The 21,012-nt window shown below is 72.3% G+C and carries 16 protein-coding genes; 13 read left to right on the top strand and 3 right to left on the bottom strand.

Going from position 1 to position 21,012, the window contains the following annotated elements:
• The 4 genes from IG54_RS0108895 to sucD form a co-directional block, all read left to right on the top strand.
• Nucleotides 1–1,128, top strand: a 1,128-nt coding sequence (locus IG54_RS0108895; RefSeq protein ID WP_030779557.1) for a VWA domain-containing protein, incomplete at its 5' end; no start/stop codon positions are given.
• Nucleotides 1,129–2,454: 1,326 nt separating this feature from the next.
• Nucleotides 2,455–3,417 (top strand): hypothetical protein, encoded by a 963-nt coding sequence (locus IG54_RS0108885; protein WP_030779551.1) that lies wholly within the window; start codon nt 2,455–2,457, stop codon nt 3,415–3,417.
• Between the two features lie 354 nt (nt 3,418–3,771).
• Nucleotides 3,772–4,950, top strand: a complete 1,179-nt coding sequence (gene sucC / locus IG54_RS0108880) for an ADP-forming succinate--CoA ligase subunit beta (protein ID WP_030779549.1) — start codon at nt 3,772–3,774, stop codon at nt 4,948–4,950.
• A 22-nt stretch (nt 4,951–4,972) separates the two neighbouring features.
• Complete coding sequence (sucD, locus tag IG54_RS0108875; RefSeq protein WP_030779547.1) at nt 4,973–5,857, top strand: succinate--CoA ligase subunit alpha; 885 nt, start codon at nt 4,973–4,975, stop codon at nt 5,855–5,857.
• A gap of 70 nt (nt 5,858–5,927) precedes the next feature.
• On the opposite strand, the gene IG54_RS0108870 is transcribed toward sucD, so the two are convergent.
• Nucleotides 5,928–7,262 (bottom strand): helix-turn-helix domain-containing protein, encoded by a 1,335-nt coding sequence (locus IG54_RS0108870; protein ID WP_030779545.1) that lies wholly within the window; start codon nt 7,260–7,262, stop codon nt 5,928–5,930.
• Nucleotides 7,263–7,413: 151 nt separating this feature from the next.
• On the opposite strand from IG54_RS0108870, the gene IG54_RS43555 reads away from it, so the two are divergent.
• Nucleotides 7,414–9,654, top strand: coding sequence for a DUF6350 family protein (locus IG54_RS43555; RefSeq protein ID WP_051819372.1), 2,241 nt, complete (start codon nt 7,414–7,416; stop codon nt 9,652–9,654).
• A gap of 123 nt (nt 9,655–9,777) precedes the next feature.
• Here IG54_RS43555 and IG54_RS0108860 read toward each other — a convergent pair whose 3' ends face one another.
• A complete protein-coding gene (locus tag IG54_RS0108860; protein WP_051819371.1) occupies nt 9,778–10,551 on the bottom strand; it encodes a hypothetical protein in 774 nt (257 codons plus the stop codon).
• Between the two features lie 275 nt (nt 10,552–10,826).
• Here IG54_RS0108860 and purN point away from each other — a divergent pair, with 275 nt between their 5' ends.
• On the top strand, nt 10,827–11,465 hold the full coding sequence (gene purN / locus IG54_RS0108855) for a phosphoribosylglycinamide formyltransferase (RefSeq protein WP_420712233.1): 639 nt from the start codon (nt 10,827–10,829) through the stop codon (nt 11,463–11,465).
• An 11-nt stretch (nt 11,466–11,476) separates the two neighbouring features.
• Nucleotides 11,477–13,081 carry a bifunctional phosphoribosylaminoimidazolecarboxamide formyltransferase/IMP cyclohydrolase gene (gene purH / locus IG54_RS0108850; RefSeq protein ID WP_030779532.1) on the top strand — a complete coding sequence of 535 codons (1,605 nt, stop codon included), beginning with the start codon at nt 11,477–11,479 and terminating at the stop codon, nt 13,079–13,081.
• Nucleotides 13,082–13,192: 111 nt separating this feature from the next.
• Here purH and IG54_RS0108845 read toward each other — a convergent pair whose 3' ends face one another.
• Entirely contained in the window at nt 13,193–13,819 is a 627-nt protein-coding gene (locus tag IG54_RS0108845) for a hypothetical protein (RefSeq protein ID WP_030779529.1), read from the bottom strand.
• A 242-nt stretch (nt 13,820–14,061) separates the two neighbouring features.
• Between IG54_RS0108845 and IG54_RS0108840 the strand changes: the two genes are divergently transcribed.
• From IG54_RS0108840 to IG54_RS0108815, 6 genes are all read left to right on the top strand, one after another.
• Complete coding sequence (locus IG54_RS0108840) at nt 14,062–14,922, top strand: bifunctional methylenetetrahydrofolate dehydrogenase/methenyltetrahydrofolate cyclohydrolase (protein WP_030779526.1); 861 nt, start codon at nt 14,062–14,064, stop codon at nt 14,920–14,922.
• Between the two features lie 36 nt (nt 14,923–14,958).
• On the top strand, nt 14,959–15,558 hold the full coding sequence (locus IG54_RS0108835; RefSeq protein ID WP_030779523.1) for a DUF3017 domain-containing protein: 600 nt from the start codon (nt 14,959–14,961) through the stop codon (nt 15,556–15,558).
• 584 nt (nt 15,559–16,142) lie between these two features.
• Nucleotides 16,143–17,324 (top strand): sensor histidine kinase, encoded by a 1,182-nt coding sequence (locus tag IG54_RS0108830; RefSeq protein WP_030779520.1) that lies wholly within the window; start codon nt 16,143–16,145, stop codon nt 17,322–17,324.
• Between the two features lie 4 nt (nt 17,325–17,328).
• Entirely contained in the window at nt 17,329–18,018 is a 690-nt protein-coding gene (locus tag IG54_RS0108825; RefSeq protein ID WP_030779516.1) for a response regulator, read from the top strand.
• A 397-nt stretch (nt 18,019–18,415) separates the two neighbouring features.
• A complete protein-coding gene (locus tag IG54_RS0108820; protein WP_030779513.1) occupies nt 18,416–19,573 on the top strand; it encodes an XRE family transcriptional regulator in 1,158 nt (385 codons plus the stop codon).
• Nucleotides 19,574–19,935: 362 nt separating this feature from the next.
• A complete protein-coding gene (locus tag IG54_RS0108815; RefSeq protein WP_030779509.1) occupies nt 19,936–20,925 on the top strand; it encodes a malate dehydrogenase in 990 nt (329 codons plus the stop codon).
• Nucleotides 20,926–21,012: the final 87 nt, after the last annotated feature.

Raw genomic sequence — 21,012 nt, 5'->3', positions numbered from 1 at the left:
GTGTTGGGTGGGGAGGGAGGTGAGGGGACCGGGTGTGCGCTCGCGGGGCGGGACGCGGCGATGGACGGGGCGCTCACCGCGTTGTACGGGGCGGGGAGTGAGAAGGGCGGCCGGGGGCGGGAGCGTTCGGCGGGGCTCGGGGGGTCGGCGCCGTCCGTGGCGCGCTGGCTCGGGGACATACGGACGTACTTCCCCTCGTCCGTCGTCCAGGTCATGCAGCGCGACGCCATCGCCAGGCTCGGGCTCTCCACGCTGCTCCTGGAGCCCGAGATGCTGGAGGCCGTCGAGGCGGACGTACACCTGGTGGGCACGTTGCTCTCGCTCAACAAGGCCATGCCCGAGACCACCAAGGAAACCGCGCGGGCCGTCGTGCGCAAGGTCGTCGAGGACCTGGAGAAGCGGCTCGCGACGCGGACCCGTTCCACGCTCACCGGAGCGCTCGACCGCAGCGCGCGCGTCAGCAGGCCCCGCCACCACGACATCGACTGGAACCGCACGATCGCGGCCAACCTCGGGAACTACCTGCCGGAATACCGGACGATCGTGCCCGAGCGGCTCATCGGGTACGGACGGGCGTCGCGGTCCGTGAAGAAGGAAGTCATTCTCTGCATCGACCAGTCGGGCTCGATGGCGGCGTCCGTCGTCTACGCCTCGGTGTTCGGCGCGGTGCTCGGTTCGATGCGGTCGCTCAACACGCGGCTCGTCGTCTTCGACACGAGTGTCGTCGACCTCACCGATCAGCTCGACGACCCGGTGGATGTCCTGTTCGGCACGCAGTTGGGGGGCGGCACCGACATCAACCGCGCCCTCGCGTACTGCCAGGCGCAGATCACCCGGCCCGCCGACACCGTCGTCGTCCTCATCAGCGACCTCTACGAAGGGGGCATACGCGACGAGATGCTGAAGCGGGTCGCGGCGATGAAGGCGTCCGGGGTGCAGTTCGTGACGTTGCTCGCGCTCTCCGACGAGGGGACGCCCGCGTACGACCGCGAGCACGCGGCGGCGCTCGCCGCGTTGGACGCGCCCGCCTTCGCCTGTACGCCGGACCTCTTCCCGGAGGTGATGGCCGCGGCGATCGAGCGGCGGCCACTGCCCATACCGGACACGGCGGTGGGGAACCGGACATGACTGTGCATCGGGCGCAGGGGGCTTGCGCGAGGGCGGGCGTTCCGTGCGAGGATCGACGCGCCGTGGGCGCGGAGTGATGCGTTCCGCTCTCGCGGCGACGTGACACGGGCGTACGTTCCGAGCCCCGTTCTCCTTCGCCTCCCGCTCCCCTTCCCCTCCCGCTCCCCTTCCCCTCCCCGCCCTGCTTCCCTCCCGCCCTGCTTCCCTCCCCCCCCGCCGCGTAGAGGAACCTCTTCGTTTTGAACCCCGCTTCCGCAGCTGTTCCGTCCGGAGCTGCCCTGCGCCTCGTGCGCGCGGTGGCCGGGCGGCGTGCGCTGCGAGTGGCCATGCTGCTCGGGGGGTTGCTCGTCATCGGGTTCCTCTTCGGAGAGCGGGCGCAGGCGGCGGACGGGCCGGTGCGGCCGGTGGAGCGGGTCCAGCCCGTGCCGCGGGCCGTCGCCGAGCCGGTGGTGAAGCCGGTCGTGCGGAGCGCCGAGCGGGGTGTCGTGCGGGGTGTCGGGCGTCCCGTGGGCGAGGGTGTTGACGAGGTGGCCGCTGCCTTGCGCAAGGCGCCGCATCCGGGGCCCGGGGAGTTGCTCCCCGAGCAGCCGTTGCCGTCGCCTGGCGTCGGCCTTGGCCGGGGCGCCGTGCCCGCCCCCATCCCCCTCCCTCTCCCGACACCCGCGCCTCTCCCGACTCCCACGCCTCTCCCGTCACCCGCGCCCCTCCCGACACCTACGCCTGCCCCGGCTCCCGCACCCGCCCCGACACCCGCGCCCGACCCTCAGGTCGAGGCCGAGCCGCAGGGTGAGGGCGGTTCTGCTCCGGGGCCGGTGCGTCGGGCCGGGCGGTCGGGCGGGGCGGGGGCCGAGTCCTCGGATCGTGCCGCGTACGCCACCGCGCATGGGGCCGGGTATGGCACCGGGAGCTGGTGTGGGGGCCTCGGTTCCTGTCACGGCGCCGACCGGCACGGTGACCGTGACGCGGTCGCGGAGGTGGACGGGTCGGGGCCGGGGTCTGTGCCGCTGCCCGCGCCCGGGGTTCCCGGCGGGAGCCTCGGCGGTGCCACCGCCGTTGACGGTGGCGCTTCGCGGTTCGGCGGCGATGTGCAGGCGGCCGCGCTCTCCGGCATGGCGCCGGTTCGGCTTCTTGAGGGTCCCGGTCTTTCCGCGGGCTCCTTCCCGACACGTGACAGACACCGGGACATTCCCGAATTCCCTGGCTAGGGCAGCCCTTTCCCCGCGATGACCTGCCGCGCGGGGGCGGAACAGGTCTGCCCGCCGGTCCGTGGACATCTCCGGACCGGATCCACAGCCAGAACACGAATTCGAAGGATCTGACGTCAGCATGAACAAGAACATCCGCCGTTCCATCGTCATAGCCGCCGGTGTGACCGGGGCCTGGGCCCTCGGTTCCGCCGTCGCCAGCGCCGACGAGCTGCCCCAGCACTCCGTCGCGGTGCCGGACCAGGCGTCCGACGCGGTCTCCGACGTCACGGGTGGTGTCGCCGATGTGACCGACGCCGATGTGACCGACGCCGATGTGACCGACGCCGATGTGACCGGTGACGACGTGACCGGCGACGAGGTGACCAGCGATGAGGTGATCGGCGACGACCTCGCCGATGTGCCGGACAAGGCCGAGACCGAGGCCGAGGCAAAGGCCAAGGTCTCCGACGACGTCGACTACCTCTTCGGCCCCCTCTCCTCCTTCGCCCCGGACCTCGCCCAGGCCCAGGACACCGCCACCCGAGCCGCCGCTCAGGCCCCCGGCCAGGCCCAGCGCACCGCCACCCCCATCGTCGACGAGACCGCCGCCTCCGTGCTGCCGCCCGTCGCCGCCACCGCCGTCGACGGTGTCGTGCCGGTCGCCGGGCAGGCCGTCGGGGACGTGTCCGGCCTGGCGCGGGGTGTGACCGGTGAGGTGCTGCCGTTCGCGGGCGGGGTCGTCGGCGAGGTTCCGCCGTTCGCGCGGGAGGACGTCCAGCCGTTCGCGGACGGTGTCGTCGGCTCGGTCGCGCCGGTCGTGCGGACCGTCACCGACCAGGTGCGGCCCGTCGTACAGGGCGTCGGTGGCAGCGCCGAGGGGCTGGCGTGGGGCGTGGCCGGTGACGTGCAGCCCTTCGCGGGCGGCGTCACCTCGCAGGTCCACCCGTTCGCGCGGGACCTGACGGGCGCCACCGTCGCGCCGCGGGTCCAGACCCTCGCGGGCAACGCCGTCGGCGGCGTTCAGGGTGTGGCCGACGACGTCACGCCGAGCTACGTGCCGACGTACGACTCGGTCGCCGCGTACACGCCGTACGGCGTCTGATCGCCGCCCTCGTACACCCCGTACGCCGTCTGATCGAGCCCCATAGGCCCCCGTACCGCGCCCGCTCGCTGGCGCAACGGGAGCAAACGGGCGGTCCCTGCTCTGTCAGGGGCCGCCCCTCGGTGCTTCGCGGACGCGATCTGTGACCGTCATCACCGCCCAAATGTGATCTGCGATTTAGGGACCCACGTCCCACGGCGATAACCTGCGAGACGGACATGCCGCGTACTGGACTCCGTCCTACGCCTCCCTTGTGACAGCGCAGTCACGTTGCCCTCCGCGGCACGCCCACGCAGACAGCTGACACCAAAGCAGCGAGATCGCAGCGAGATCACGGATTAGGGACGGACGCGCGTGGACCTGTTCGAGTACCAGGCGAGGGACCTCTTCGCCAAGCACGGTGTACCGGTGCTGGCCGGTGAAGTCATCGACACGCCTGAGGCGGCGCGCGAGGCCACCGAGCGTCTTGGCGGCAAGTCGGTCGTCAAGGCGCAGGTGAAGGTCGGCGGCCGCGGCAAGGCCGGCGGCGTGAAGCTGGCGGCGGACCCGGACGAGGCCGTCGCTCGTGCGACGGACATCCTCGGCATGGACATCAAGGGCCACACGGTCCACAAGGTGATGATCGCCGAGCTGTCCCCGGAGATCGAGGCGGAGTACTACGTCTCGTACCTCCTCGACCGCACCAACCGCACCTTCCTGGCCATGGCGTCGGTGCAGGGCGGCATGGACATCGAGGAGGTCGCGGAGAAGACCCCCGAGGCCCTCGCGAAGGTCCCGGTCAACGCCGTCGAGGGCGTGAACATCGAGAAGGCCCGCGAGATCGTGGCGCAGGCGAAGTTCCCGGCCGAGGTGGCCGAGAAGGTCGCCGAGGCCATGGTGACCCTGTGGGACACCTTCGTCGCCGAGGACGCGCTCCTCGTCGAGGTCAACCCGCTGGTGAAGACCAAGGACGGCCGGATCCTGGCCCTGGACGGCAAGGTGTCCCTGGACGCCAACGCCGACTTCCGCCAGCCGGAGCACGAGGCTCTGGAGGACAAGGACGCAGCCAACCCGCTCGAGGCTGCTGCCAAGGCCAAGGGCCTCAACTACGTCAAGCTCGACGGCGAGGTCGGCATCATCGGCAACGGCGCCGGCCTGGTCATGTCGACCCTGGACGTCGTCGCGTACGCCGGTGAGGCGCACGGCGGCGTGAAGCCCGCCAACTTCCTCGACATCGGTGGCGGCGCCTCCGCCGAGGTCATGGCGAACGGCCTGGAGATCATCCTCGGCGACTCGGACGTCAAGTCCGTCTTCGTCAACGTCTTCGGTGGCATCACCGCGTGCGACGAGGTCGCCAACGGCATCGTGCAGGCCCTGGAACTGCTCGCCTCCAAGGGCGAGAAGGTCGAGAAGCCGCTGGTCGTGCGCCTCGACGGCAACAACGCGGAGCTGGGTCGCAAGATCCTGAGCGACGCCAACCACCCGCTCGTACAGCGCGTGGACACCATGGACGGCGCGGCCGACAAGGCCGCCGAGCTCGCGGCTGCGAAGTAAGGGAAGAGGTTAAGACACCACCATGGCTATCTTCCTCAACAAGGACAGCAAGGTCATCGTCCAGGGCATGACCGGTGCCACGGGCATGAAGCACACCAAGCTCATGCTGGGTGACGGCACCAACATCGTCGGCGGCGTGAACCCGCGCAAGGCGGGCACGAAGGTCGACTTCGACGGCACCGAAGTGCCGGTCTTCGGCACGGTCAAGGAGGCCATGGAGGCGACGGGCGCCAACGTGTCCGTCCTCTTCGTGCCGCCGGCCTTCTCCAAGGCCGCCGTCGTCGAGGCGATCGACGCCGAGATCCCCCTCGCCGTCGTCATCACCGAGGGCATCGCCGTCCACGACTCCGCCGCCTTCTGGGCGTACGCGAAGTCGAAGGGCAACAAGACCCGCATCATCGGCCCGAACTGCCCCGGTCTCATCACCCCGGGCCAGTCGAACGCCGGCATCATCCCGGGCGACATCACGAAGCCGGGCCGCATCGGCCTGGTCTCGAAGTCCGGCACGCTGACGTACCAGATGATGTACGAGCTGCGCGACATCGGCTTCTCGTCGGCCGTCGGCATCGGTGGCGACCCGGTCATCGGCACGACGCACATCGACGCCCTGGAGGCGTTCGAGGCCGACCCCGACACCGACCTGATCGTCATGATCGGTGAGATCGGCGGCGACGCCGAGGAGCGTGCGGCGGACTACATCAAGGCCAACGTGACGAAGCCGGTCGTCGGCTACGTCGCCGGCTTCACGGCACCCGAGGGCAAGACCATGGGCCACGCCGGCGCCATCGTCTCCGGCTCCTCCGGCACCGCGCAGGCCAAGAAGGAGGCCCTTGAGGCCGCCGGCGTCAAGGTCGGCAAGACGCCGACCGAGACGGCGAAGCTGGCGCGAGCCATCCTGGCCGGCTGACCCAGCCTTCGAAAGCGGGCCCGCACCTCTGTGGAGGTGCGGGCCCGCTTTCTCTTGGGTGGGCCGGGGGCTATTTCGGCTCCGGGAGCAGACGGTGGGGGCCGTTCGGTACGTAGGAGCGGAGCTTCTCGCGCAGTTCCTCGTCCTCGTACGAGAGAGGGCCCGGTCCCATGTGGGGCGGTACTCCGCTGATGGCCCTGCCCGGCGCCTGCGGGGGCTCGTAGTGGGTCGGGGCCGTCCGCAGGGTCATGGCGGTGGCGCCGATGATCAGGGTCGTGAGGGCGATGGCCGCGCGGGTCCAGACGCGGGCGCGGTGCTCGCCGGTGATCCTGACCCGCTCCGGCTTCGGCGGCCGGAGCTTCTCCGCGCCGCCCAGTTCGGCGAGGCGCCGGTGCAGCGTCTCGGGGTCCGCCAGATCGGGCAGCCGCTCGGCGACAACCTCGCGCGCGTGCAGCAGGCGGTACGCGGCGGCGGGCGTGCTCGCCTCCGTCTCGGCCGCGGTGTCGGGCAGGTCGAGGCCGATGCCGTCGTAGAGCAGCAGCGTGCGGCGCTGGGCGGGCGGCAGGCTCAGGAGTACGTCGAGGAAGGCGCGGTCGGCCGGTTCCGCGGGCGGGGCGTCCGAGTGCCGCAGGGAGGGGCGGAAACGGTGCCAGGGCGACATCGCGTACTCGTGTACGACGGCACGGACCCAGCCCGCCGGGTCGCGGTCCACGGCCACCTCGGGCCAGCGGAACCACGCCTGCTGGAAGGCGCGCTCCACGGCTTCCTGGGCCAGCGTCCGACGCCCCGTGAGCACGTAGGCCTGGCGGACCAGGGCGGGGGCGGTGCGGGCGCAGAGGGCGTCGAAGGCGTGGGCCGGGGTGCGGGGCCGGGCGGGGGCCGGATCGGCCGTAGATGTCGGCTCGGGCTCCGGGGCGGGCTTGGGTTCTGGCTCGGGGGCGGGATCGGGTTCGTTGTCGGGGCCGCACTCGGGCTCGGGCCCAGGCTCGGGCTCCGGCAAGGGCGGGGGTGGCGACGGTGACGGTGACGGGTGGTGGGCGTGGCCGCTCACCGCGGCCGGGCCCGGCGCCACCGCCGTCGGGGTCTGCGGCTTCGCCGCGCGCTTGACCGGGGGCTCGGGCCGCGTCGTCGACCGGGCGCCGTCCGTGGGCGGCGCTTGCGTCGCGTTCCGCCGCGCGGGCCGCTCCTGGGGCCGCTCCTCGCTCTTGGCGAGGGAGTTCAGGAGCTTCGCGTACGCCTCATGGGAGCGCCCCCGGGGGTGCGTGCGACCCTTCTCCCACAGACGGACCGTTTCGCGCGTGACGCCCAGCTTCGCGGCGACATCGGCATGGCTCAGCGACTTCGCCTCGCGCAGCCTGCGGCGTTCCTTGGGGGACGGCAGAGACGTGGCAGGGCTCTGGGGCATGTCGGACTCTCCGCAGCGTGGGCCGACGTGCGGCGGGCGGCCGGGCGCAGCCGATCCGCCGTACGAAAAAGTACATAAACGTATATTGGGCGACACATCCGATATTCGCCTGTTACGGGAAGAAAGCGCGTGTCGTTGGCAGCATGGCCGGGTGACCCAGACGACCGATCACAGCGCCTCGCCGCCGCCGTTGCTGTCGCGTGAACGCACCCGTGAACGCTCTCCCGGCCTCGCCACCTGTCTGGCGGGCGGGGCCGTGGCGGCGGGCCTCGGCCTCGGCTCGCTCGCCGTCCTGGTGATCGTCCTGTGGATCAGCTCGCCGTATCCGGACAGCGGTCCCGACGGGGCGCTGCACGTCGCGGCGGCGCTGTGGCTGCTCGCGCACGGCACGGATCTGATCAGGACGGACACGCTCGCGGGGGCACCCGCGCCGGTCGGGGTGACGCCGCTGCTCCTCACCCTCCTGCCGGGCTGGCTCGTGTACCGCGCGGCGCGGGACGCGACGGCCCCCGAAGAGCGGGGGCATCCGGCGCGGACCGTCTGGTGCGGGGTGATGAGCGGCTATCTGCTGGTCGGCACCGCGGCGGCGCTGTACGCGACGGGCGGCGAACTGCGCCCCGACCTGCTCGGCGCGGCGATCCACGTGCCGGTGCTCGCGGCCGGGGCGGCGGCGCTCGGGGTGTGGACGGCGCACGGCCACCCGCGCGGGCCGCTCCCACACTTCCTGCGGCCCGCCCTCGCCGCGCTGCCCCGGGGGGTACGGGCTCACTGTGTACGAGGTGCCTTCGTGCGGGGCAGGACACTGGCCGTCGCGCGGGCGGGGGTGAGCGGGGCGGCGGTGCTCGTCGCGGGCGGCGCGCTGCTGGTCGCGGTGTCGCTCATGCTGCACATGGGGCCCGTACGGGAGTCGTTCGCGCAGGTCGCCGACGTGTGGTCGGGGCGGTTCGCGGTGCTGCTGCTGACGCTCGCGCTGGTGCCGAACGCGGGGGTGTGGGGCGCGGCGTACGGCCTCGGTCCCGGCTTCGTACTCGGCACGGGAAGCGTGGTGAGCCCCCTCGCGGCGGACGCGGTACCGCTGCTTCCGCCGTTCCCGCTGTTCGCGGCGGTGCCCTCGGCGGGGCCCGGGTCGCCGCTCACGTGGGCGGCCGGGGCGGTGCCGGTCGCGGCGGGTCTCGCGGTGGCCTGGCGCCTGGTCCAGCTGGCGGCGCCCGCCTTCGGGGAACGGGAGGATGCCTGGTCACCGGGGAGGACGGCCGCGGGCGCGGCGGTGGCGGCGGTGCTGTGCGGGGCGACGACGGCGGCCCTCGCGGCACTGGCGGGCGGCCCGATGGGCGTGGCGGTACTGGCCGACTTCGGCCCCGTGTGGTGGCAGACGGGGGCGGCGGCACTGGCATGGACCGCGGTGGTGGGGGTGCCGGGGGCGCTGGCGATGCGGGGGTGGCGGGTGCGTTCACGGGCGGGGTCGCGGTTCCTGTCGAAGGCGCGGTTCCTGGCGGGGGCGCCTCGGGCGGGGCTGCCTGCCCCCGCGACCGGTTCGCCCGACGCGGCGGACCCCTCCGGCCGGGCGGGGGCCGGGGTGCGGGGGGCGTTGGGCCTGCGGGGTTGGCGGTTGCGGGCGGAGGAGCCGTCCGGGGTTACTGGCCGAGGCTCGGGTGAGCGTGGGCCTGTGGACGGGTTGCGTGAGGCGGGGTTGTTCCCCGGGGCTGCTGCGGGCCGAGTCGCGGGCCGGGTTGGGGCTGAGGCTGGGTTGCCTGATGTAGGGGCGGCTTTCGGGGAGGCGTACGGAGGCTCGGAGGAGTTCGGGCCCGTGGAGGGGCCGTCGGATGCCGATGTGTCCCCTCGCGCCGGGCATCGCACCTCGGATGGGGCCGAGGCCGGGGCATCCGACGCGGACGCGGCCGCCGGTGCCGCGTCACTGTCGCGGCGAAAGCTGCTGCCACGGCCCGGAGCGGCTAGCGGGGAACGGCCGCGCCGAGGATTGCCCCGCGTCAGGCTCCCCTGGCGCGGCTCGGAGCCCGCGGATACCCCGCCGTCCCCCGCGGTGCCACTCTCCCCGGCACCCTCAGCCGAGTCACCGTCCCTGGAACTCCCCGCCACCTCACCATCCCCGGAACCTCCCGCAGGCCCGCCCGCCTCGCCGCCCCCCGAACCGCATGGCGCACGCCTCGCTCCGCCGCCTTCAGGCGCCCCGACCGCCCCGGCCCCCGACCTCATCCCACCCGACTTCGAGCCGTACGCCTTCCTCCCGGAGAAGCCGAAGCCCCCGCGCGCCAAGCGTTCCGACACTCCGTACGACGACGAGTCCCCCTGGCACGACGACGCGTTCCGTGAGGCCCGCTGGCGGGCCCTGAAAGAGGCGGGGGAGCGGCCCCCCGAGGCGCCCGCGCCCTGAAGATCTCGGCGCGCCTCGCCGACACAGCCAGGCTCGCCCCGCTCCAGCCAAGCGCACGCAAAAGACCCGCCCCCCGCATCGCGGAGTGGGGCGGGCCCGAGCTGAAGGGGCGGGGAGGCCGCCCTAGTCCTCCTCGCCCAGAAGCGGACGCAACTGCTTCGGCAGCAGCTCCTCGCACGACTGCTTCGACGTGCTGGTGAGCGCGTCGTCCACGCACGTGTAGTAATCCCGGTACACAAGCTGCGCCGTGAACGTCCCCGCCACCATCAGCAGTGCCAGCGCCCCCGTGACCAGGCCACTGATCGCGGCCGTCGTCTGCGGCCGCGTGGTCGCGGGCGCCTGCGCCGCGCCACCCGGGGCGGTGGCGGCCGGTGCCGTCGGGTCCGGCGTACGCGGCTTCGCGCGCAGCGACTGGATGGCCCAGTTCAGCGCCAGCGCGCCGAGCAGCAGTGCGACGTACCGCCAGCCGAACAGCGCGAAGAAGAAGGCCCACATGCCCGAGAGCAGGGCGTAGCGCGCGCGGCGCTGGGCCGGGTCCGTCGGGTCCCAGCGCAGGCCACCGCCGGAACCGGAGGGACCGTCCTGGCCGGGGCCACCCTGCTGGCGCGGCCGGTCGCCGAAGCCGCCCGGGGAACGGCCGGGCTGCCGGTCGCTCCACTGGCTGCCCCAGGGGGAACCGTGGCCGTCACCGGAGCCGTCGGGCGAGGGCGAGGAGCCGTCCGAGGGGCGCGGCTGCCACGGCCGGTCCGGCGTCCCCTCCGGCGGCGGCGCGAAGGGGTTGTCGTCGTCCTTGCCCGTTCCCCGGGAATCCGTTCCCCGGGAGCCCGCGCCCCGGGACTCCGGTCCCTGGGCGTCGGAGTCCTGCGGTGGAGACGAAGGGCGGCTACGGTCCGGCATCAGGTGTGCGTCTTCCCCTTGGTAGGGCCGTGGAGGAGCCGTCGCGCGGCTCGGCAACTCGGCGTGCTTCGGTATTCAGGGCGCCTTCTCCACCAGACGCTACCTCTAGGCCGCGCCCCCGTCCCGTGAGGGGCGGTTCCGGGTGCCGGTATCGTTGCTGGCGGTCGGCCGCTTCGTAGGGTTCCCCGTATCGAGGGGCCTGAAGCCTTTGTACGACCGTACAAAGACGCAACGACGCGCCTTCCGAGACGCATCCTCCGAGAAAGGGCCCCGCTGTGGCCGAGAGCGCTGTGGTCGCGCGCCCCAAGCGACTCGTCGTACTGGTCTCCGGGTCGGGCACGAACCTCCAGGCCCTGCTCGACACCATCCGCGCCGAGGGGCCGCGGGCCTACGGGGCCGAGATCGTCGCCGTCGGCGCCGACCGCGACGGCATCGCCGGCCTGGAGCGCGCCGAGCGCGCCGGCATCCCGACCTTTGTCTGCCGGGTGAAGGACCACGCGACCCGTGACGAGTGGGACGCGGCCCTCGCCGCCGCGACCGCCGCGCACGAGCCCGACCTGGTGGTCTCCGCCGGGTTCATGAAGATCGTGGGGAAGGAGTTCCTCGCGCGCTTCGGCGGGCGATTCGTGAACACGCACCCCGCGCTGCTGCCCAGTTTTCCGGGGGCCCACGGCGCGCGCGACGCACTCGCGTACGGCGTGAAGGTCACCGGCTGCACCGTCCACTTCGTCGACGACGGCGTCGACACCGGCCCGATCATCGCCCAGGGCGTGGTCGAGGTCCGGGACGAGGACGACGAGAGCGCTCTGCACGAGCGCATCAAGGAAGTCGAGCGCACGCTGCTCGTCGATGTCGTGGGGCGTCTGGCCCGGCACGGCTACCGCATTGAGGGACGAAAGGTTCTTATCCCGTGACCGCCGAAGCTATGAACACCGCGAACGCCGCAGGCACCGACGGCACGCGGCGCCCCGTCAAGCGCGCCCTCGTCAGCGTCTACGACAAGACCGGCCTGGAAGACCTCGCGCGCGGCCTGCACGGGGCGGGTGTCGAGCTGGTCTCCACCGGTTCGACCGCCGCGCGGATCGCCGCCGCCGGGGTGCCCGTCACCAAGGTCGAGGAGCTGACCGGCTTCCCCGAGTGCCTCGACGGCCGGGTCAAGACCCTGCACCCGAAGGTCCACGCGGGCATCCTCGCCGACCTGCGCCTGGCGGACCACCGCGACCAGCTCGCCGAGCTGGGCGTGGAGCCCTTCCAGCTCGTCGTCGTGAACCTCTACCCCTTCAAGGAGACCGTCGCCTCGGGCGCCACTCCCGACGAGTGCGTCGAGCAGATCGACATCGGCGGCCCCTCCATGGTCCGCGCCGCCGCCAAGAACCACCCCTCCGTCGCGGTCGTCACCGACCCGAAGCGGTACGCCGACGTCCTCGCGGCGGTCAGGGCGGGCGGCTTCGACCTGACCGCGCGCAAGCGGCTCGCCGGAGAAGCGTTCCAGCACACGGCCGCGTACGACGTGGCGGTGGCGAGCTGGTTCGCGGATGCCCGCGGCGGAGCCGCTGATGAACACAGCGCCGCCGACGACGACAGCGGCCTCCCCGGCTTCCTCGGCGCCACCTACGAGCGCAAGAACGTGCTCCGCTACGGCGAGAACCCGCACCAGGGCGCCGCGCTCTACGTCGACGGCACGGGCGGTCTGGCCGAGGCCGAGCAGCTGCACGGCAAGGAGATGTCGTACAACAACTACACGGACACGGACGCCGCGCGCCGTGCCGCGTACGACCACGACGAGCCCTGCGTCGCGATCATCAAGCACGCCAACCCGTGCGGCATCGCGATCGGCGCGACCGTCGCCGAGGCGCACCGCAAGGCGCACGCCTGCGACCCGCTCTCCGCGTTCGGCGGCGTCATCGCGGTGAACCGCCCGGTCAGCAAGGAGCTGGCGGAGCAGGTCGCCGACATCTTCACCGAGGTCATCGTGGCGCCGGAGTTCGAGGACGGGGCTCTCGACGTCCTCACCAAGAAGAAGAACATCCGCGTGCTGCGCGCCCACCGGGCGCCGTCGAACCCCGTCGAGGTCAAGCAGATCGACGGCGGCGCCCTGCTCCAGGTCACCGACCGCCTCCAGGCCGACGGCGACAACCCGGCCAACTGGACGCTGGCCACGGGCGACGCGCTCAACCCGGGCGAGCTGGCCGAGCTGGCCTTCGCCTGGAAGGCGTGCCGCGCGGTGAAGTCCAACGCCATTCTGCTCGCCAAGGACGGCGCCTCGGTCGGCGTCGGCATGGGCCAGGTCAACCGCGTCGACTCCGCGAAGCTCGCCGTCGAGCGGGCGGGCGAGGAGCGGGCGCACGGCTCCTACGCCGCCTCCGACGCGTTCTTCCCCTTCCCCGACGGCCTGGAGATCCTGACCGCCGCGGGCGTCAAGGCCGTGGTGCAGCCGGGCGGTTCGGTCCGTGACGAGCTGGTCGTGGAGGCCGCGAAGAAGGCGGGCGTCACGATGTACTTCACGGGGACGCGCCACTTCTTCCACTGAGCGGTCCCGAGGTGGAGCTGAGCGGTACCTGACGTACGTACGACAGTGGCCGCGTCCTTCCTCCGGGAAGGGCGCGGCCACCGTCAGTGCCCCGGGGCGGGGTCAAGTCGCTCAGTAGCGCGGGCGGTTGAACCACGCGGTGCCGCTGGGGACGACCGGGGCCATCGTGATGATGACGGCGAAGACGACCCAGATCAGCGGGAGGATGATGGCGCTCGCGAAGCCCGTGTCCATGCCGATGAAGAGGTAGATGAGGCCGAAGACGCCGCCGAGCGCGCCGTAGATCACCGTGGTGATGCGGACGCCCTGGCCGCCGCGGCTGAACTTCACCCCGAGCGTGATCGACAGCGTGGCGAGGGCCGCGCAGATGAGCGCGAAGACCACGAAGATGCCGGCGGCCGCGTCACCGAAGTCGCCCGCGCTGTTGAACCCGAACTCGTCGGCGCTGTCCGAGACGTCGTTCGCGACAGCGGCGCCGTAGAGGAAGCCGATCGCGCTCAGGATCTGCACCGCAGAGATCAGGAACAGGAAGACCCGCGCGGTGACCAGGAGACCCGGCATCGACTGCTGCATCATGTTGCCGCCCGGGTAGCCGGGGTAGGCCGGCTGCTGCGGGTAGCCGTAGCCCTGCTGCGGCGGGACGCCGGGCGGGGCCTGCTGGGGGTAGCCGTAACCGGGAGCGGGCGGCGGCTGCTGGGGCGGCTGCCCGTAGGGGTTGTTCGGGTCGCCGTAACTCATGGCGGTCTTCCTCCGTCGGGTAGTGCGGGGAGACGCGGCACATCACGGAGGAATGTTCTACAGATGCGGTCCGTCCCCCCGACACTGCCCGCGGCACTGTGCGCTTATCGTTCTTTAGCTGTGGCTTATTTGTCCAGCCGCATTCCGTATGTGTTGTGCAAGTGCAACCTCGCTGATCAGCGGGCGGGCCGTGGGGGCGCCCTGATTGGTACCGGGCGGGCCTCATCCGGGAAGATGGAGCCATGACCGCCCAGATTCTCGATGGCAAGGCCACCGCAGCCGCGATCAAGTCCGAACTGACCGCCCGCGTGGCGGCCCTGAAGGAGAAGGGCGTCACGCCCGGACTCGGTACCGTCCTGGTCGGCGACGACCCGGGCAGCCAGAAGTACGTCGCGGGCAAGCACCGCGACTGCGCGCAGGTCGGCATCGCCTCCATCCAGCGCGAACTGCCCGCCACCGCCTCCCAGGAGGAGATCGAGGCCGTCGTCCGCGAGCTGAACGACGACCCGTCCTGCACCGGCTACATCGTCCAGCTCCCGCTGCCCAAGGGCATCGACGAGAACCGCGTCCTGGAACTCATGGACCCGGACAAGGACGCCGACGGCCTGCACCCGATGAACCTCGGCCGCCTCGTCCTCAACGAGCCGGCGCCGCTGTCCTGCACCCCCTACGGGATCATCCGGCTGCTGCGGCAGCACGACGTGGAGATCAAGGGCGCCGAGGTCGTGGTCGTGGGCCGCGGCGTGACCATCGGCCGGCCCATGCCGCTCCTGCTCACCCGCAAGTCCGAGAACGCGACCGTCACGCAGTGCCACACCGGCACCCGTGATCTGGCCGCGCACCTGAGGCGGGCCGACATCATCGTGGCCGCCGCGGGTGTCCCGCACCTCATCAAGGCCGAGGACGTGAAGCCCGGCGCCGCCGTCCTGGACGTCGGTGTCTCGCGCGACGAGAGCGGCAAGATCGTCGGAGACGTCCATCCCGGCGTCGCCGAGGTCGCCGGGTGGATCTCCCCGAACCCGGGCGGTGTCGGCCCGATGACCCGCGCCCAGCTCCTGGTGAACGTCGTCGAGGCCGCCGAGCGCATCGCCGCCGCGAGCTGACCCGGGGCGGGCGGACGGGAGAGGGGCGAGCAGCTCATGAACGCAGAATCTGAGCCGGGGGCGGGGCCGGTGGCGGAGGGGGCGGCGGGGTCCTCCTCGGGATCCCCGGAGTCCTCCGGGCCCTCCGCCCACTCCGGGTCTACGGAGGTCCAGGAGACCCACGAGACCCCGGATACCCCGGATACCCCGGAGACCGTGGAGGCCAAGGGCGCGGTCAGCGCGCCGGGCCCGGACGGGCAGCCGCGGAAGGTCTCGCGCCGCTTCCCGCTGTTCACCCGGGACACGGCACGCCCCGAGGGCGGCGGCCGCGCGGCCTCCGGTGACGCGCCCGCGCCCGCCCGGCAGTGGCCGCTGCTGAGCGTCGCCTCCGTGGTCGGGCTCGGGCTGCTGCTCACGGCGCTCGACGTGTTCCGCGTCGGCACGATGCTGGTCGGCATCGCGCTCGTCGGCGGCGCCGCGCTGCGGTGGGCGCTGCCGGACGTGGGCATGCTGGCGGTGCGCTCGCGCTTCACCGACATGGTCACGTACGGGGCGCTCGGCGTCGCCATCGTGCTCCTGGCGATGATGGCGCAGCCGAATCCGTGGCTGGAGATCCCGTTCCTCGACGACACGCTGCACTTCACGATCGACAGCTAGGGCCTGTCCGGCGGGTGGCGGTCGCCTTCCCGCGCGGGTGCCGGCCCCCGTGGCCCGCGGCATGACCCGCCGGACAGGCCCCCGGCCGTGTCCGGCGGATCGAGCCGGGCGGCATGGGGGTGCCGGCGGCTGCCTTTCCGTGCGGGCTGGGCCCCGCGATTGCCGTGCGGGCTGCGCCCCGTGATTCCGTGTGTGCAGGACCCTGCGATTCTGGGGGGGGGCTAGGCCCTGCGATTCCGTGGGGGTTAGGGCCCGCGCCCCCGTGCGTGCCGTACCCCGACCCCGTGCGTGCCGTACCCCGCGATTGAGCGCGTGCCGCCCGGGGGGGGGGGCTCATTGCCTGCCCCCGCCCCCCTCGGGCCAGCACGGCCCCCCCGAAACCCCCGTGACAGGTGGCCCGCCCTCCCCCGAAGGGACGGGCCACCCGCTGGGCGACGACGTTACGCGGCTGCCCGGCGGGGGGTCGTCCTCCGGCCGGGTGGTGTCCGGCTGCTCCCGCGGTGGTAGTCGTGCGGTTCCTGCAACTTCCGCGGTACTTCGGATGGTTGACGTTCCCGCGCCCGCGCGAGGGCTACGCTGCGGCGATGCGGATCCGCCCCCTCGTCGTCGACGCGCTCATCGCGGTCGCCCTCACCGCGGTGGCCGTGCTCCTCGGCCAGGAATCCGCGCGACAGGGCTGGCCCGAACTCGACGCCGCCGGATACGCGCTGGTGGCGCTGGTCAATCTGCCCGCGGTGCTGCGCGGCAAGGCGCCGCTCGTCGTATTCCTCTTCGTCCACAGCGTGTGGATCGTCTACGTCACGGTCGGCTACTGGCCCGTCCTCAACACCTTCGCGCCCATGCTCGCCGTCTACACGGTCGCGTCGCTGCGGCCCACCCGCGTCTCCCTGCCCTGCGCGGCACTGATGGGCGCCGTGTGGATCTACGCGGGTCTGCTCACGGAGGGCGCGGGCATGGCGGCCGTCGTCGCGCAGGCCGTCGGCTTCCCGCTGGTGCTGTGGCGTTTCGGGTACGCCGCCCGCCGGACGGCCGAACTGGCCCGTCAGCTCAAGCGCGAGCAGGACGAGCGGGCCCGGCGTGAGGTCGCCGAGGAGCGCGGCAGGATCGCGCGCGAGCTGCACGACGTGGTCGCCCACCACATGTCGGTGATATCCGTGCAGGCGGGCCTCGCCACGTTCGTCTTCGGCTCGGACCCCGCCACGGCGCGCGCCGCGCTCGGCACCATAGCGGGGACCAGCGGCGAGGCCCTCGAGGAGCTGCGCCGCATGCTGCGCGTGCTGCGGGCGGAGGAGACCGAGGGAGACGGGGCGGGCGGGGTAGGAGGGGACGGGCCGGAGGCGCCCATGCCGGGGCTCGCCCGCCTGGAGGAGATGGTCGACCGGGTGCGGGCCGGCGGCGTCCCCGTCGAGCTGCGCATCACGGGGACCCCGCGCCCGCTCGCCCCCGGTATCGAACTGTGCGCGTACCGCGTGGTGCAGGAGGCTCTGACGAACGTACTGAAACACGCCCACGGCGCCTCGTCGGCCGTCGAAGTCGCCTACCGGGAACGGCATATCCAGGTTTCGGTCAGCAACGACGGGCAGGGAGTCATTCAGGACAGAGTGCGAACCGGCAGCGGCCACGGCTTGATTGGGATGCGGGAGCGGGCCAAGCTCTACGGCGGGACGATCAGCATCGGCCCGCTGAGCGAGGGGGGATTCGCCGTGCGTCTCACCCTGCCGACCTCGGCGCAGGCCGCGGCTCGGGGGGATGACCAGGCGGAATGACCGGATGACCGGCTCCATCAGGGTACTTGTCGTCGACGACCAGTTCCTCATCCGCGCGGGGCTGGTCGGGCTGCTGCGCGCCGCGCCCGGCATCGAGGTCGTCGGCGAGGCGGGAGACGGGGACGAGGCCGTCGAACTCGCCGCCCGCACCCGGCCCGACGTCATCCTCATGGACATCCGGATGCCGGGCATGAACGGCATCACGGCCACCACGGAGATCCTCGCCCACGCGCCCGAACCGGCGCCGCGCGTCCTGGTGCTGACCACCTTCGACCTCGACGAGTACGTGTACGGGGCGCTGCGCGCGGGTGCCTCCGGGTTCCTGCTCAAGGACTCCGGGCCCGAGCGGCTGCTGGCCGCGGTGGCGGCCGTCGGCTGCGGCGACGCGCTCTTCGCGCCCAGCGTGACGCGCCGCCTCGTCGAGGCGTTCGCGCGGCAGACGGCGGGACCCGGCGGGTGCGACGGTGAACCGCTGCCCGATCTCTCCGCGCTGACCCTGCGCGAGGTCGAGGTCCTGAAGCTGATCGCCCGCGGCCTCACCAACGCGGACATCGCCGAGCGGCTCTACATCAGCGAGGCCACCGTGAAGACGCACCTCAACCGCACGATGAGCAAGCTCGGCCTGGACAGCAGGGCGCAGGCGGTCGTGGTGGCGTACGAGACGGGGCTCGTCAGGCCGGGGGCCCAGGGCTGATCGAGCCGGGCGGCCTGGGAGGCGTAAAAGACGCGGCCGTGGGAGGCGTGGGAGACGGCGCCCGTCCTCTCCCCCGTGGGAGGACGGGCGCCGCCGTTCAGGAGGGTGTTTCCTGCTGGAATCTCCCGATGTAAGCGGTCCGTTCCGCCTGGGATCCAGAGTCATGGACGCGCCAAGCACGTTCAAGGGATGGCCGGCCCCTGTGGCACGGAGGTGACCATTCCGCAACGGTGTTCGTGCCCTGCAACGAGCCTGGTCCGATGTCTGTGACGGAGCGTGCGCGGCGGTGGGACACTGTTGCCCTGACCGTGTCCCCACTCCGGGAACTGACACCCTGGCTCCGCGCATCCCTGTGGGTGGGCAGGACAGGCACGTACGGCGGAAAGAGGGGGGAATGATGCCTCGTTGGAAGGCGCTGCCGGACGAGCTCGACCCGGAGGTCAAGGAGTTCGCCGAACAGCTGCGCAGGCTCGTGGACCACAGTGGTCTGAGCATCGCGGCGGTCTCGGACCGGACCGGCTACAGCAAGACGTCGTGGGAGCGCTATCTGAACGGGCGGCTCCTCGCCCCGAAGGGCGCCGTCGTCGCGCTGGCCGAGGTCACGGGCACGCAGCCGGTGCATCTCATCACCCTGTGGGAGCTGGCGGAGCGGGCCTGGAGCCGGTCCGAGATGCGGCACGACATGACCATGCAGGCGATACGGATCTCGCAGGCCCGTGCGGCACTGGGAGAACTGGGCACCTCCCCCTCCTCTCCGTCCCCCGCTTCCTCTTCCCCCGCTTCCTCCTCCCTTGCCTCCTCGCCTCCTTCTGTTCAGCCGAAGCCCAAGGTGAAGGCGAAGGCGCGCAACGGCTCCGGGGGTGTCGGGAGCCTGACGGGCGTGGCGGGACCCGCGGGCGTCTCGCCCACCGTGCCCCCGCAGGCCCCGCAGGCCCCGCAGGCCCCGCAGGCCCCGCAGGCCCCGCAGGCCCCGCAGGCCCCGCCGTCCTACGGGGCCGCTTCCTCCCCGTACGGCGACGCGCCCGGGGCGCCGCCGGCCGGCTCGCCCGACAGGCAGCGGCGACGCCGGAAGCTGACGATGTTCCTCGCGGGTGTGGTCGGGGCGCTCGTCGTCATCGCGGCGGCGGTCTTCCTCACCGATCTGGGCGGCGGCAAGAAGAAGGACGAGACCAAGCCGTCCGTGACGCCGTCCACGAGCGAGACGGACCTGCCCGCCGGGGTGGAGTGCAGCGGCGCGGACTGCGCGGGCAAGGACCCCGAGAACATGGGCTGCGGCGGTGAGCTGGCGAAGACGGCCTCGCGGGCCACGGTCGGCAAGACGCTGGTCGAGGTGCGCTACAGCAAGACGTGCGGGGCCGCGTGGGCGCGCATCACCCAGGCGACGCCGGGTGACAAGGTCACGATCACGGGGTCGGGCAAGGGCGCGTCGGCCAAGCAGAACAGCACGGTGAACGAGGACTTCGACGCGTATACGCCGATGGTGGCGGTCAAGGCGGGGACCACCGCCAAGGCCTGTGCGGAGCTGGTCTCGGGCGAGACGGGCTGTACGGAATAGGTGCGGCGAAAAAAAGTGGGCGGTGGGAGTGCATGACCCCGTCGGGGCAGGGCAAGCGGACCGTACCCCCACGGGAGTGGTCACACCCCCACGGCGGCCGTCACTCTCCTCCCCCGAGGTGACGGCCGCCCCCCGACGGCGGCTGGGGAAGGGCTGTGGGCCGGGCCACAGCAGACCCGGCGCTCAAGGTCGGCCGGGGCGCGATAGCCTGACGGCGGATCTCTCTTGATGCCAAGAGATCGATCATCGAGAGGCGATCGAGGACTCGAAGAGGCGTCGGCGGGGATCCAGGAAAAAGGGGATCCAGTACACCAGTACGAGGGACAGGGAACCCCACCGCCAGCTGTCTTACGGAGATCGCCATGACCCGCACTCCCGTGAATGTCACCGTCACCGGCGCGGCCGGCCAGATCGGCTACGCGCTGCTCTTCCGCATCGCCTCGGGCCACCTGCTCGGCGCTGACGTGCCGGTCAACCTGCGCCTTCTTGAGATCACGCCGGCGCTGAAGGCCGCCGAGGGCACCGCCATGGAGCTGGACGACTGTGCCTTCCCGCTGCTGAACTCGATCGAGATCAGCGACGACCCGAACGTGGCCTTCGACGGCGCCAACGTCGCCCTCCTCGTCGGCGCCCGCCCCCGCACCAAGGGCATGGAGCGCGGCGACCTCCTGGAGGCCAACGGCGGCATCTTCAAGCCGCAGGGCAAGGCCATCAACGACAACGCCGCGGACGACATCAAGGTCCTCGTCGTCGGCAACCCCGCCAACACCAACGCGCTCATCGCGCAGGCCGCCGCCCCGGACGTACCGGCCGAGCGCTTCACCGCGATGACCCGTCTGGACCACAACCGCGCCCTGTCGCAGCTGGCGAAGAAGACCGGCGCGCCGGTCTCCGACATCAAGCGCCTGACCATCTGGGGCAACCACTCGGCCACCCAGTACCCGGACATCTTCCACGCGGAGATCGCCGGCAAGAACGCCGCCGACGTCGTGAGCGACCAGGCCTGGCTCGCCGACGAGTTCATCCCGACCGTCGCCAAGCGCGGCGCCGCGATCATCGAGGCCCGTGGCGCCTCGTCGGCCGCCTCCGCCGCCAACGCCGCCATCGACCACGTCCACACGTGGGTGAACGGCACGGCCGCGGGCGACTGGACCTCCATGGGCATCCCGTCGGACGGTTCGTACGGCGTTCCGGAGGGGCTCATCTCCTCCTTCCCCGTCACCACCAAGGACGGCAAGTACGAGATCGTCCAGGGCCTGGAGATCAACGAGTTCTCGCGTGCGCGCATCGACGCGTCCGTCAAGGAGCTGACCGAGGAGCGCGAGGCCGTGCGCGGTCTCGGCCTCATCTAAGACCCGGCCTGATCCCGACCCGGACTGATCCGGGACCGGTCGTACCCCTCGCGGGGTGTTCCGCCCCCGGCAGCCGCTCACCGCGGC

Source organism: Streptomyces sp. NRRL S-920 (assembly GCF_000717945.1).
Classification (GTDB): domain Bacteria; phylum Actinomycetota; class Actinomycetes; order Streptomycetales; family Streptomycetaceae; genus Streptomyces; species Streptomyces alboniger.
Note: the sequence above shows the minus strand (reverse complement) of the source record. Positions and strands in the feature narration are given on the sequence as shown.